This is a genomic window from Draconibacterium halophilum (assembly GCF_010448835.1).
In the GTDB taxonomy this organism is placed as follows: Bacteria; Bacteroidota; Bacteroidia; order Bacteroidales; family Prolixibacteraceae; genus Draconibacterium; species Draconibacterium halophilum.
Genome location: NZ_CP048409.1, coordinates 857,317 through 871,499 on the forward strand (window position 1 = coordinate 857,317; position 14,183 = coordinate 871,499).

Here is a 14,183-nt window from a genome sequence, read left to right on the forward strand (position 1 = left end):
AGATGAAAACAAAAATCAAACTTATGCAAAAGCTCGCAATTGCCATTGTATTGCTGGCCTCTGTAACTTTTGCTGTTCAGGCACAAGAGGCCTTAACCCTTCAAAGGGCTTTAAGTATAGCCGAAACGGGAAGCCCCGATTTGAAGCTGTCGTTATTAAATCTTGAACGTTACCAGAAAAACCTGGAGGCACAACGAGCTGCACTAAAATCTCGTTTTTCGCTTCAGGTTGATCCTGTAAATTACAGCAAACAACGACGTTTCGATAATCGTGTTTCAGAGTGGTACACCAACGAAAACTTCGAATCAAGAACGCTGTTTACCGTTGCCCAGCCAATATTAATAACCGATGGTACCGTTTCGCTTACCAACGAGTTTGGCTGGTCGAGTAATAATTCTACATCGTCCTTTACGGAAAGTGAGGTATTTTTTAATAACCTGTATTTAAACCTGAATCAGCCATTATTTACTTATAATACCCTGAAGCTGGAATTAAAAGAATTGGAGCTGAACTTTGAAAATGCAAGGATAAGTTACGCGATGCAGTACTTAAACCTCGAACGAAATGTTACCGAGTTTTTCTACAACGTGTACATGGCACAAATGAACCTGAACATTGCAAAAGACGAGCTGGCCAATACACAAAATAGTTATGATATTATAAAGAATAAAGTTGAAGCCGGATTAGCTGCAAAAGAAGAAGAATACCAGGCTGAGCTGAACCTGGCAACGGCAAAATCGACCTTGCAAAACAGCGAAGTTAGTTTTGAAAATGCCAAAGATCAGTTGAAATTATACCTCGGAATGGATCTTTTTGAAGACATAATGATTTTGGCCGATGTAAGCGTTAACCCGGTTCCCGTTAATTTGGATAAAGCCATTGAAAACGGTTTGGAATCGAGGATGGAGCTACGTCAGCGCGAAATTGATGTGGAAACCAGTCAGTTCGATCTTATTCGAACCAAAGCACAGAACGAATTCAGAGGAGATATGAACCTCAGATTTGGTATCACGGGCGATAACAAAGATTTAGGTAACATTTACCAAAATCCAACAAAAAGCCCGTCAGTAGGAATCAGTTTTAATATTCCGATTTTCGATTGGGGCGAGCGTAAAGCACGAATTGCTGCAGCCGAAGCAGCCATCGAATCGCAGGAGCTGAACCTGAATGAGGAGAAAAAACAAATTGTTGTTGATATTCGCCAGGTTTACCGTAATATTCTAAACCAGTTGAACCAGATTGAACTGGCAAAACAAAACCAGCGGAACGCTGAGTTGACCTACGAAATTAACCTCGAACGTTACGAAAATGGAGACCTGACAGGTATGGATCTTAACCTGTATCAGAATCAGCTTTCATCGCAGAAAGTAGCATTGAGCCAGGCACTTATAAATTACAAAATCGAATTATTAAACCTTAAAATACAATCGTTGTACGATTTCGAAAAAGACGAAGCTATTATCCCATCGGAATTGTATTTAAACGAAGATCAAGAATAAAACAGAAACGAGTCCCGAATAATCGGGGCGAGTTCATAGGATACCAAAAAACAAACAATTTTAATCAGATGAAAATCATACTAAAATGAAGCATATAAAATTACTTATCCTGTTAGGTGTTGTTGTTGCCGCCATTTCGTGTAACAACCAAACCAGTTCTGAATCAACCGAGTTAGCTGTTCCCGTTTCTGTTGAAAACATTAAACTCAAAAGTATTCAGCAATTTGTAAGTACTACCGGTACTGCAAAATCAGTTTACGAAACTGAATTGAGTTCCGAGATTGAAGGAAATTACATTCTGCAAACCAATCCCAGAACCGGGCGCAAATTTCAGTTGGGCGATCGCGTTGCCAAAGGTCAGGTTATTGTAAAGTTGGAAAATGCAGAATACCTGAATGGGCTGAATATCGAATCAATAAAATTAAATCTCGAGATTTCGGAGCAGGAATACGAAAAACAAAAATCATTGTACGAAAAAGGTGGTGTTACCATGCTCGAAATGCGTAACTCCGAGGTGTCGATGATAACAGCCAAGAACAATTACGAAAGTGCTCAGATACAGTTGGCAAAAATGGAGGTTGTAGCTCCTTTTTCAGGGTTATTGTTGCACTGCCTTATTATACCGAAGGCACTCGTGTTGCCGCCGGCGAAAGTATGGTTAGCCTGATGGATTACAGCAAAATGTATGTTGAAATTAATTTGCCTGAAAAAAATATTTCGGAAGTAACAACCGGACAGGAAGTAATGATTACAAACTACACCCTGACTGAAGATACGCTTACCGGACGTGTTGCCCAGCTGTCGCCAATTATCAGCGACGAAACACGAACATTTGCGGGAAAATTGGAGATCGATAATCCAGAGTTGAAATTACGTCCGGGAATGTTTGTAAAAGCAAATATTATTACTGCTCAAAAAGACAGCGCAATTGTTATCCCGAAAGATGTGATTATGACCGGATCGCGCGGGAAATACGTGTTTATTGTTGGACGTAACAGTGCTGCCAACGATCGGCGTATCACAACGGGAATCGCCAACCAGGATGAAATTGAAGTAACTGATGGATTAAGCCAGAACGACCGTTTGATTATAAAAGGATTTGAAACACTCCGCGATAATTCAAAAGTTAAAGTGATATTATAATAAGGCGGAAGCTGGAAGCCGGAAGTCAGAAACACTTCCGGCTTCGTGCTTCGTGCTTCTAACAATATATTATGAAACAACCATAACCAATTTATGCCACAAACGTGCATAATTAAGATTATGGGAGTTCCATCTAATACATCTGAAACTAATAATTATAATTAGATGAAAAAATTAACGCAATTTTCTGTCGATTACCCGGTTACCGTGCTAATGGTAGTGCTTGGCGTTTTGTTGCTGGGCTACATTTCGTACGATAAACTGGGAGTCGATCTGTTTCCCGATCTGAATTCGCCGCGCATTTTTGTGGAAGTGACATCGGGCGAGCGGCCTCCGGAAGAAATGGAGCAACAGTTTGTTGAAAACATCGAAGCGCTTGCCATTCGCCAGTCAGACGTGGTTCAGGTAACTTCTTCTTCAAGGGTAGGATCGGCACAAATAACAGTAGAATACGCCTGGAATAAAGATATGGATGAAGCTTTTCTCGACCTGCAAAAGGCCTTGAATACGCTTACCCAGAATTCCGACATTGATGAACTTCAGATAACACAACACGATCCGAATACAACTCCGGTAATGATAATTGGGCTTAAGCACAACGAAATTACCGATATGAACGAGTTGCGGAAAGTTGCTGAAAACTATGTCCGGAACGAACTGGTTCGTTTGGAAGGTGTTGCCGAAGTTGAATTATCGGGTCAGGAAGAGAGTGAAATAATTATTGAAACCGATATTTACCGACTCGATGCGCAAGGGCTTTCAATGGATGAAGTGGCATCGCGTATTCAGAACTTTAACCGTAACGTTTCCGGTGGACAGATCACCGACATGGGAACACAGTACATTGTAAAAGGTGTATCGATGTTGCAAACTATTGAAGATTTTGAAAACCTGATAGTTGGTTATAAAGCTGTTCGCAGCACCGAAGCAACAGCCAACCAAAACCGGGTTTCAATGGCTCCGGTTTATCTGAAAGATGTTGCAGCTGTTTCTATCGGAAATAAAGAACCAACAAATATTGTGCATATCAATGGCGAACGTTGTTTGGGGCTTTCCATTTATAAAGAAACAAAATTTAATACCGTAAGATCGGTTGAGCAGATCAACGAGGCTTTGGTAAATATTGAAAAAGCACTTCCGGGTTACGAGCTTATTGGAGTTACCAACCAGGGACGCTTTATTAGCAATGCTATTGGCGAAGTGCAGGAAACGGCTTTGCTGGGTATACTTCTGGCAGTAATCGTTTTATTTGTTTTCCTTCGTCGATTTGGAACTACATTAATTGTAAGTGTCGCCATTCCAATTTCAATTGTGGCCACTTTCAACCTCATGTATTTTAATCACCTCACCATAAATATAATGACGTTGGGAGGGCTCGCCTTAGGTGCGGGTATGCTGGTTGATAATGCTATTGTGGTTCTCGAAAATATTTTCCGGAATCACGAAAACGGATTGAGTGTAAAAGATGCTGCAATAAACGGAACTGCCCAAGTGGGAGGAGCTATTACTGCATCAACGCTTACAACTATCATCGTGTTTTTGCCCATTGTTTATTTGCACGGAGCTTCGGGCGAGTTGTTTAAAGATCAGGCCTGGACAGTAGCATTTTCATTACTTTCGTCGTTGGTAGTAGCCATCTTTTTAATCCCGATGATGTATCACCGTTTCTATCGAAACCGAAAAGCTCCGCTGAAATCGAAATCGGTAAAAGTTGGCGGCTATGGCCGTTTTCTATCAAAAGTGATTGATGCGAAGTGGCTGGTGATAATTATAGCAACTTTGGCAATTGGTGGATCAGTATTGTTGGTGCCATACATTGGTACCGAATTTATGCCTAAAACACAAACACACGAACTTACCGTAAACCTGAAATTACAGGAAGGAACAAAGTTGGAACGTACGGAGTCGACAGTTAGAAATATTGAAAATATTTTAATCGATTATCTGGGTGAAAATCTGGATAAAGTCTATTCGCAGGCCGGACCATCCTCAAGTATTTCGGGAGATGAAAATTCTGTTTTTGAAGGCGAAAATACGGCAGAGTTAAAGGTGATTTTAAAACCGGATGCAACAATTTCAACCGAAAGTATTGTAAAAACACTCGACCAGTTAACCGCTAATATTGAAGGATTGGAAGTTAGTTTTTCTCAGGAAGAAAGTGCACTTCAGTCAATTCTTGGAACCGATGAAGCACCTGTGGTAGTTGAAGTACGAGGCGAAGAGCTGGATGAAATTGAGCGGGTTGTTAACCAGGTGAAAGAAAAAATGCAGTCGGTTAATGGTCTTTTTAATATTCAAACATCGATTGAAGACGGTGCTCCTGAGGTTGAAATTCGTGTTGACCGCATGCGTGCCGGAATGTATAACATTGATATTAGTAGTGTAATTACGCAAATGCAAGACCAGTTGCAGGGTAAAGATGCCGGCGAACTGGAACGCAGTGGCGAAATGCAGGATATTACCATTAAAGTTCCGGAGAAAAGTCTTGATGAGATCGGATCTTTAATCATCACATCGGGCGATCAGGTTTTCCGTTTAAGCGAAATTGCCGATATCAGTTATGGTGTATCGCCAAAAGAGATTTTCAGAAGAAATCAAAACCGCATAGGAAAAGTTACGGCACAACTTGAAAATGGTATTCCATTGGATCACGTGGCAAACGATATCCGTAACCAAACAGCAAGCATTGATTTATTGCCTGATTATCGGATAATGGTAACCGGCGAAGAAGAAAAACGTCAGGAATCGTTGAGGAACCTGACTTTTGCATTGCTGCTTTCTATTGTATTGGTATACATGGTTTTGGCTTCTCAGTTCGAGTCGCTCATTCATCCGTTTACCATTCTGTTAACTATTCCGCTGGCAGTGGTGGGAAGTGTTCTTATCTTCTTTATTCTCGGAAAAACATTCAATATAATGGCTATTATCGGAGTGATAATGTTGGTAGGTATTGCGGTTAATGACTCTATAATTTTGGTCGACCGAATAAACCAGCTCATCCGAGAGGGAGTAGAGCGAAAACAAGCCATACTGCAAGCCGGGCAGCAACGTATCCGGCCAATTGTAATGACCAGTTTAACAACCATTTTAGCCCTGATACCACTTACAATCGGTTTTGGCGAAAGTGCATCGCTTCGTTCGCCAATGGCGCTGGCAGTGGTTGGCGGTTTAGTAACATCAACCATACTTACACTTATTGTAATCCCTTGTGTTTACGATGTTTTAGATAGGGTGAGATTGTTATTTGTGAAAGAGAAAAAGCTGGCAGTTACTGATAATTAAGGGACGATTTGAAGATGTTTGACGAACAAATAAAGGTGTCTTGCAAGTTAAAGTTCAAGGTAAAAATTTTGTACTTCGTGCTTAAATCTATTGCTCCGATATTCGGTCTTCAGTCTTCCAACTAATTTATTGCAAATGAAATTTATTATCAATAGAAAAATATTCATCAGTATGCTGTTTTTGGGATTAACCATGTTGGGTTACATCTCTTACAAACAGTTGCCGGTGGAACTCATGCCAAATGCCGAGCTCCCGATGCTGTATGTTCAGATTCAGTCGCGGATTGAGGTGGACCCGAGCTACCTGGAAAACCAGGCGGTTATTCCGGTTGAAGGAGCTATCGGAACAATGGAAGGCATTGAGGATATGGAGTCGTTTATCACCAACCGATCGGCATCTATACAAGTTAATTTTAAACAGAACGTCAACATTAAATATACTTTTCTGAAACTTCAGGAAAAGATTGACCTGATAGCCGGTGAGCTCGACGATAACTTTATTGTTACGGTTAACCGCGTTGATCTGGATCAGCTCACCAACCAGTTTATGGAACTGCAGATACGCGGAAGCGGGGGAGTTGATCGTGTACGTAATATTGTTGATCAGGAAGTTACCGCCCAAATGGAAAATATCGATGGGGTAGCTTCTGTTTCGGTATACGGTGGTAAAGAGCGTTCGATTGAAGTAACCTACGATGCCGGTGCCTGCGAGGCGTATGGAATAACTCCGGCACAAATTCAAAGTGCCATTTCCGGAGGTTCTACCAACCGGACTTTTACCGGCTACCTGCACGATGCACAAAAGCAATATTTTGTGCACGTTACCGCCGAGTACGATAAAGTTTCGGATATCGAAAATATTGTTGTAGCCGATGGGCCGATCTATTTAAAAGATGTGGCCGATGTATTTTTTGGTGTTAAAGAAGAAACATCAATCAGCCGAATAAACGGATTGGATGCTGTTTCGATGAGCCTGGTTAGCGATTCGCAGGCAAATCTTATCGACCTGTCGCATAATGTGCAGGAAGAGATTGCTGAGTTAAATAAGAAGCTTGCCGCCAAAGATGTACAAATTGTGGTTCAGACCAACCTGGCTGAAACCATGGAGAAAAACATCGATCAGATTATCGACCTGGCATTGGTGGGTGGTTTACTGGCCATTTTTGTTCTTTGGATGTTCCTGAAAAATCTGCGCATTGTTTCATTTATTGCTCTGGCCATTCCAATTTCGGTATTTACTGCCTTTAACCTGTTTTATGCCTTCAATATATCGCTGAACAGTTTAACGCTGGTTGGTCTTGTTTTGGCCATTGGTATGCTGCTCGACAATAGTATTGTTGTGCTGGAAAATATTTACCGGCTCTCGGGAAATAAAATGAGTCCGGAACAATCGGTAACGCAGGGAACAAAAGAGGTTTGGCGCTCTATTGTAGCAGCAACACTCACCACCGTAACGGTTTTCCTGCCATTTGTTTTTTCTGCCGATTACATGGTAAAATTACTGGGCAACCACGTTGGAGTTTCAATTATTTCCACACTGGTTGTTTCGTTATTTGTGGCTTTGCTGTTAATTCCTATGGCTGCCCACGTGCTGTTACGAGGCAAACGTCAACACAACATATTTTACGAAAAGGTTACGACCAATAACCGTATTATTCAAATTTATATTCTGCTACTGAAAGCCAGTATGCGTGTTCCGGCACGTACGATAATCGGTGCGTTGGTGTTCTTCTTTTTAACGGTGTTTATTGTGTTGGCAATTAGCGTAACCAATTTACAGGAAGTTGAAGAGGAACAATTCAATATTTATGTTACCATGCCAACCGGTACAACATTGGAAGCAACCGATAAAGTAGTTGCCGATGTGGAAAGCCGCCTGGAAGATGTTGCTGAGAAAGAAGACCTTTCGGCCAATATTGAAGCCGAAGAGGCCATTCTGACATTCATTCTTCGCGAAGACTACAAAGATATTGATGACCGAACCATTGCTGAAATTAAAAAAGATGTTGAAGAACGTATTGGCAATGTTTCGCAGGGAGAAGTTGGCCTTGAGGCACCAACATCGAGCGCAAGTTTTCGCGGCGGTGGCGGCGGTGGTGGTCGATCCGGTACCCAGGGATTCCAGCAATTTATGGGAATTGGTTCCAACCAGGAACGTGTGGTTATAAAAGGCGAAAACTTTGAGGTGATGAAAGGTGTAGCTGAGGATTTACTTTACTACATCGAAGATCTTGAAACCATCCGTAGGGCCAATATCAGCGTGGCGAACAACCGGCCTGAAGTACACATGTATTTCAACCAGATGCTGCTTACCGAATATGGAGTTTCGCTTCAGAATATTATGTCGGAGTTGGGAACTTTTACCCGCGAGTTTACATCGGGAGTAAATTTCAAACAAGGCACGGAAGAATATGAAATTGTAATAAAAGAAAAATTACCTGAAGGTGTTGAAGAAGAAGAGAATAACAAAGGGATTGAAGATCTTCGCCGATTGCAGGTAAATAACGCCGAGGGAGCCACCTACGATATGGATGAACTGGCGGACATGGTGTATGCCGAAGGTATGGCCAGCATTACGCGTGTAAACCAGGAGAAACAGATTGAATTAACTTACAGTTTTGTTGACGAAGCCAGCGACTCGAAAGATTTGCTTGAAGCTTACCGACTTGAAATTGACGACATAATTGGTGCCTATAAATTGCCTTCGGGAGTTGCTGTTGAGGTTATTCACGAAGAAGATCAGTATGCGGAATTTAAGTTCCTGATTGCTGCTGCGTTCATTCTTATTTTAATGATTTTGGCATCAGTTTTCGAATCGGTATCAACACCGTTTGTACTGATTTTCTCTATTCCTCTGGCAGCTATTGGATCATTCCTGGCGCTAATTTTTACCGGGAACAGCCTTTTCAATGCCAATACTTTAATGGGCTTTATTATCCTAATCGGAGTGGTGGTGAACAACGGTATTATATTAATTGATTTTACCAATATTCTCCGAAAACGGGGGTACAGGAAATCGCGTGCCTTAATGGCAGCAGGACTATCGAGAGTTCGCCCAATTTTGATTACAGCAATTACCACAATTGTAGCCTTATTCCCGCTGGCAATGGGACAAGCTGAATATGTTGGTGCCATTGGTGCCCCATTTGCAATAACAGTTATTGGTGGTTTAGCCCTAAGTACGCTGTTAACACTTATTTTCATCCCAACATTGTATGCCGGAATGGAAAATGCACTGACCTGGATTAGGTCGCTGCACCTTGGCCTGAAACTGGGAATGTTAACTGTGTTTATTTTAGGCGCCGCGTTCATCTATTTAAAAGTAGATGGTTTTGTTTGGCAACTGCTCGACTTTGTTTTGCTTATTGTTCTGGTGCCGGGTGTGGTAGCCTTTACAATGACTAGTTTGCGGCAGGCCAGCGAAAAGGTTGTGGATGAGAACGAACCGGTTAGGATTAAAATAAGAAGACTGGTGAAAATTTATGACCGCGATTCGCGATTTATGCGTGAATGGAAATCGGGAATAAAGATCAGAGAACGTGCCGGTTTGACTAAAGACTATAAACACCTACGCGATTTTTCCGATCTCGTTTGGCACATCCCACTCTTTATTTTTACCGTTTATTTCACCTTCTTTTACATCGAAAGCCACTTGTGGATGTGGGTATTGTCGCACGGCGTTTTCTTTTTCCTTTTCTTGCTGCGGGTTCCGCTAAACCAGGTGCTGATCAATAAAAATGAAGCAACAGGTAAAACCTTTTATCTCAAACTGAATAAATGGATTTATAACATCATATTCTGGATCGTTCCGTTAGTATTCTTGTTCTACTTTTTTAAAGAATGGGATAACCTGGGAATGGTAATTTTTATTGCAATTATCTGGTATCTGTTGCTGGCTTTCTATGCAACGGCAGAGTATATTCATAACAAAGATGTGAATATTGCGCGCATTGAAGGGCGTTTTGGAGTTTTGCGCCGTGGTTACTTTAATATGGTTCGCCAGATTCCCGTTATCGGGAAACGTAAGAACCCATTCAGGGCGCTTAACGGTGTTTCGCTGGAGATTAAAACGGGTATGTTTGGTTTACTTGGACCAAACGGTGCCGGTAAATCAACCATGATGCGTATTATAACCGGTGTGCTCGAACAGAGTTACGGAAAGATATGGATTAACGGAATGGATACGCAGAAATACCGCGAGGAGTTACAAGGTTTGATCGGTTATTTGCCACAGGCATTTGGTACCTACGAAAATATGTCGGCCTGGGAATTTCTCGATTATCAGGCAATTCTGAAAGGAATAAAAGACACCAAAACGCGTGAAGACCGATTGGAATATGTATTAAAAAGTGTTCATATGTGGGATCGCCGTGCAGACAAAATCGGGGCATTCTCGGGAGGTATGAAACAGCGGATTGGTATTGCACAAATTTTGCTGAACCTGCCGCGTATTCTTGTGGTTGACGAACCTACTTCCGGACTCGACCCGCGCGAGCGTATTCGTTTCCGTAATTTGCTGGTAGAGCTGAGCCGCGAGCGGATCGTTATATTCTCGACACATATTATCGAGGATATTGCAAGTTCGTGTAACCAGGTAGCGGTAATTAACCGCGGTAACCTGAAATATTTTGGAAAACCAAATGATATGGTAAACATAGGGAACAATTTTGTTTGGCACTTCTCGCTTCCGGCTAAGGAATTTGATGAAATGGCCAATAAACAAATGATTGTTCACCACATGCGCGATGGCGAGAATATAAAAGTTCGTTGTCTGGCCAAAGAAAAGCCGGCACCCGATGCTGTTAATGTATTGCCAAATCTTGAGGATGCTTATTTGTGTTTGTTAAAAGACTTCGTTTAAGGAATTATGGAAAGACAATTCGATATAAAAAACAGACTGTATATTTTGATAAAAATGATACGGTATAATCTAAGAATCATCTTTGCCAACCGGTTTATATGGTTTTTAATAGCAGCACTTGCATTCTTTTTGTTTTTTGCCATACAAACTGTTTATAATGGCGGCTCTATGTCGGAAGATGTGGTGTATTACTTACTGATTTTTCCCGGAATCTTGCTCATTTTCTATCCCTCGGTTTTTGGGATCCAAAATGATGATGATTCGCGAATGCTGGAGATTCTGTTCGGAATTCCAAACTACCGCTATAAAGTTTGGTTAGTACGTTTGATAATGATTTATACCCTCGTATTTGTCATTATCGTACTTTTTTCGGCTTTGGCCTCGGTGCTACTGTACAAAATAAACGTGCTGGAGATGTCGTATCAACTCTTGTATCCAATCATATTCTTAGGATCTATGGCATTTATGTTTTCCACCATTATAAAGAATGGAAACGGAACTGCTGTGGCGATGGTGTTGATTGGTGTAGCGCTGTTAATTCTGAGAGAAGACCTTATGCAGGGAACACAGTGGGACGTCTTTTTGAATCCTTTTGAAATCCCAAATAATTTGAATGAGGTGATTTGGCTGGGAATCATTCGGAAAAACCGAATTTTTATGGGAATCGCCACTTTGGTGTTTGTCTTGTACGGACTTTATAATTTACAGAAACGCGAAAAATTTGTTTAAACTTCTATAAAGTGATGCCATCACTCCGAGTGAGGGCATCACTGTTTTCGCAGCCTTTTGATTTAACTCTTTTCAGCCTTGCAGGCTGAGACACGATTTACAAAATCGCGCCAGCGGGGGAGAAATCTGTATAATGTTTACCGGACACCACTGATTCTTTTCTTGTAAACACATCAAGCCAGTTAACAACAGTAAATGTTAAAAAGTAGCTTGTATTTTGGTCGGAGATGAAATAATTGTCTGCGGGCATTTTTGTTTTAAAGGTAAAGATAAATGTCGATACAATCGACTGAATGCGAGCCCCTCGTTGCAAACGAGGGGCAGGGCGAGGTACGATTTACAAAATCGCGCCAGTGGGGTTATTTTGTTTTAAACAGCTTGTTCCTTTTGAATCATTTTTTGCATAAAGACATTACTCGGGATTGTTATTTTCTTGTCTTCTTTCGTTTTTATGATAATGAAGAAGATACCAATATCATTTAATTTCCCTTCTATTTGGTAGTCTTTATCCATTATAGTTAAAGAATCTCCAATTTTAATTGGATGATTGAAAAAAATTATCAATGTAGAAGTGATATTTGAAATGATTGACCACTGCGCAAAAAACGCAACTCCCAAAATTGTTAATATTGTGGAAAGGAATAACAATAGTTCAGATTGGTCAACTCCCCAAATAATCATTAAAATAATAGTTAGTATTATCAGCAACAAAACACCTACTATTTTATTTGTGATTTTTATTCTTCCTGATTGATATTTAAACCTAACTCCTACTTTCGTTATTATTCTTTTGGTTATTAATTTCGTAATTAAAAAAACAAACATGATAATAATCGTTTCGGCTATTTGAAATTTATATTCTTCCATATTAATAATTTCTTGTTTCTAATGAATGTTAACGGTTGGTGCAAGTGGAGTGCGGAGCTTTGAAACGGCAACCTGTCAAGTTTGCACGGAGCCAAGCCGGCGTAGCACTTAATTTATTTTTAACCGATAATCCGTCAAAGACGGATTGGCGGTGGTTGAACAATGCGAAAACGCTGGAATACCACGCCCGCCCGCATTACATTTGCACTTTGTTATAGCCAGTTTTTTATTCGTTTTGTCTGCAAATCAATTGTTTGCATTTTTTCTACCATTCTGAATCTACTGGTGTGTTCTTTTTATCCATTGAAGAAATTAGGTCTTTCAAAATGATTTTAACCTGTGTGTCCAATTGATTTACAAAGCTTAGTCTTGTTTTTTTATTGTATTTTCTAACCCCCAAATTTTTATTGAAGTAAATATATTCAAAAGGAATGTCATTAAATTCTATTAAAGGAGAGGGTGACTGTTGCTGATAGATAAAGTCCGTCATTTCATATTTATATCTACCATCTTTAAAATATATTGAGAGTGTAAATAATACATTTTGCAAGTCATGTGTTACACCAAAAGATTTGTATATAATAGGAACAATGGCTTTTCCTATTAATACACCAGATTCCTTATCCTCCATTTGGATTACAGCTCCAGATGTTCTGAATGTTTCGGCAAACCATATTCTAGCTAGTGTAAACAGGTCAGCTTTTAAAAGTGTACTGTCGGTATGAACCACGTCTGTGTACATTATTTTATTGGTTGTCAAATCAATCGGTAATTCTGGGGAATTTGATTGGCTATTAACATTAAGTGATATTGAAAATAGTACCAGCAATAAAATTGTACTATTTTTTTGAAATTTTACCATTATCTCAATATTTATGTTTGGTAGTGATTATTGTTAATCTCGCATAAATTTTTCCCTGTCATTATCACACATCGGACAAAGACCGTTCTCAGATATGAAAATTAAGTCAGTCAATGATGTTACGTTTCCATTGGTACATCTATCACACTCATTCCTTTCTCGGTATGCTTCAATAAATTTGTCCACCACAGCACTTTGTTTCGGGCTCATTGAATTTACTCCCTTATCCACAACTTGTTTTGCAATTCCTTCTAAAGCTCCTTTAAATTCATCACGTCTCAACATTTCTTCAAGGAATTCAACAATGTTTCCATTTGCTTCGCTTTCTTCCCATGCTCGTTTTGCTTGTCCCATAATTTTTGATTTTGGTTTTAAATAAATTTGGTTGATTCTATTTTTTTAAAATTGGCTTTAACACTACTGTGTATCATCATTGTTGTTATATCGTTAATAGCCTTTTAAAAAGTGTTGATATCCACCCAAAACGGAGGGATAACAACACATATTATGATTCGTTTGTAAATTGCTATTTCAGGGTGCGTATTCAATGGTTTAAAGTTTTAGTGCAATAAATGTAGCAAAATTGTTGTAAATAGTTGTTGGCAGGGTAAAAAACAGGTTCCGCTGTTGGGGTTGAGCCTTCCGCAGCCAAAAAAAGTGCGTCCGCAGGTGTTGTTGGGCTTTCCGCAGCCGATAAAAATACTTCCGCAGGTGCTTTTTGATCGTCCGCAGTCGCTGGAAGGGTGTCCGCAGGTGCTTTTGGGGTGTCCGCAACCAAAAAACACACGTCCGCATTTACAAATGTCTTGTCCGCAGGTCAGCGGACGAGAAAAATGACAGTGCGGAGATTGTATTAGCAATCAAATATTTACATTTTGTTAGCGATGGCTGTAAATTTTGGCAAAAAAAACGGGACAACATTGCTGTTGCCCCGCACTGTC

10 protein-coding genes are annotated in these 14,183 nt (G+C 40.3%); 7 read left to right on the top strand and 3 right to left on the bottom strand.

All coding sequences use genetic code 11. The features are described 5' to 3' along the window. Positions 1–23 precede the first annotated feature (23 nt). From G0Q07_RS03390 to G0Q07_RS03410, 6 genes are all read left to right on the top strand, one after another. On the top strand, positions 24–1,499 hold the full coding sequence (locus G0Q07_RS03390) for a TolC family protein (RefSeq protein ID WP_246222976.1): 1,476 nt from the start codon (positions 24–26) through the stop codon (positions 1,497–1,499). Positions 1,500–1,584: 85 nt separating this feature from the next. Further along, entirely contained in the window at positions 1,585–2,166 is a 582-nt protein-coding gene (locus G0Q07_RS20205) for an efflux RND transporter periplasmic adaptor subunit (protein WP_203532663.1), read from the top strand. Then, positions 2,154–2,642 carry an efflux RND transporter periplasmic adaptor subunit gene (locus G0Q07_RS20210; protein WP_203532664.1) on the top strand — a complete coding sequence of 163 codons (489 nt, stop codon included), beginning with the start codon at positions 2,154–2,156 and terminating at the stop codon, positions 2,640–2,642. The genes G0Q07_RS20205 and G0Q07_RS20210 overlap by 13 nt, the downstream gene beginning before the upstream one ends. Positions 2,643–2,807: 165 nt before the next feature. Continuing rightward, on the top strand, positions 2,808–5,924 hold the full coding sequence (locus G0Q07_RS03400) for an efflux RND transporter permease subunit (RefSeq protein WP_163344766.1): 3,117 nt from the start codon (positions 2,808–2,810) through the stop codon (positions 5,922–5,924). 135 nt (positions 5,925–6,059) lie between these two features. Further along, entirely contained in the window at positions 6,060–10,784 is a 4,725-nt protein-coding gene (locus G0Q07_RS03405) for an efflux RND transporter permease subunit (protein ID WP_163344767.1), read from the top strand. Positions 10,785–10,838: 54 nt separating this feature from the next. Continuing rightward, positions 10,839–11,513 carry a hypothetical protein gene (locus G0Q07_RS03410; protein ID WP_203532665.1) on the top strand — a complete coding sequence of 225 codons (675 nt, stop codon included), beginning with the start codon at positions 10,839–10,841 and terminating at the stop codon, positions 11,511–11,513. Positions 11,514–11,882: 369 nt separating this feature from the next. On the opposite strand, the gene G0Q07_RS03415 is transcribed toward G0Q07_RS03410, so the two are convergent. The 3 genes from G0Q07_RS03415 to G0Q07_RS03425 all read right to left on the bottom strand — a co-directional run bounded on the left by G0Q07_RS03415 (position 11,883) and on the right by G0Q07_RS03425 (position 13,596). Beyond that, positions 11,883–12,380 carry a mechanosensitive ion channel domain-containing protein gene (locus tag G0Q07_RS03415; protein WP_163344769.1) on the bottom strand — a complete coding sequence of 166 codons (498 nt, stop codon included), beginning with the start codon at positions 12,378–12,380 and terminating at the stop codon, positions 11,883–11,885. Positions 12,381–12,645: 265 nt separating this feature from the next. Beyond that, positions 12,646–13,242: a DUF4468 domain-containing protein gene (locus G0Q07_RS03420; protein ID WP_163344770.1), complete on the bottom strand. Its 597-nt coding sequence runs from the start codon at positions 13,240–13,242 to the stop codon at positions 12,646–12,648. Positions 13,243–13,275: 33 nt separating this feature from the next. Beyond that, positions 13,276–13,596: a hypothetical protein gene (locus tag G0Q07_RS03425; protein ID WP_163344771.1), complete on the bottom strand. Its 321-nt coding sequence runs from the start codon at positions 13,594–13,596 to the stop codon at positions 13,276–13,278. Between the two features lie 273 nt (positions 13,597–13,869). Between G0Q07_RS03425 and G0Q07_RS03430 the strand changes: the two genes are divergently transcribed. Continuing rightward, entirely contained in the window at positions 13,870–14,079 is a 210-nt protein-coding gene (locus G0Q07_RS03430) for a hypothetical protein (RefSeq protein ID WP_163344772.1), read from the top strand. Positions 14,080–14,183 lie beyond the last annotated feature (104 nt).

Coding starts and splice junctions, on each gene's coding strand:
- G0Q07_RS03390 (WP_246222976.1), top strand. CDS start 24: ATGCAAAAGCTCGCAATTGCCATTGTATTGCTGGCCTCTGTAACTTTT.
- G0Q07_RS20205 (WP_203532663.1), top strand. CDS start 1,585: ATGAAGCATATAAAATTACTTATCCTGTTAGGTGTTGTTGTTGCCGCC.
- G0Q07_RS20210 (WP_203532664.1), top strand. CDS start 2,154: ATGGTTAGCCTGATGGATTACAGCAAAATGTATGTTGAAATTAATTTG.
- G0Q07_RS03400 (WP_163344766.1), top strand. CDS start 2,808: ATGAAAAAATTAACGCAATTTTCTGTCGATTACCCGGTTACCGTGCTA.
- G0Q07_RS03405 (WP_163344767.1), top strand. CDS start 6,060: ATGAAATTTATTATCAATAGAAAAATATTCATCAGTATGCTGTTTTTG.
- G0Q07_RS03410 (WP_203532665.1), top strand. CDS start 10,839: ATGATACGGTATAATCTAAGAATCATCTTTGCCAACCGGTTTATATGG.
- G0Q07_RS03415 (WP_163344769.1), bottom strand. CDS start 12,380: ATGGAAGAATATAAATTTCAAATAGCCGAAACGATTATTATCATGTTT.
- G0Q07_RS03420 (WP_163344770.1), bottom strand. CDS start 13,242: ATGGTAAAATTTCAAAAAAATAGTACAATTTTATTGCTGGTACTATTT.
- G0Q07_RS03425 (WP_163344771.1), bottom strand. CDS start 13,596: ATGGGACAAGCAAAACGAGCATGGGAAGAAAGCGAAGCAAATGGAAAC.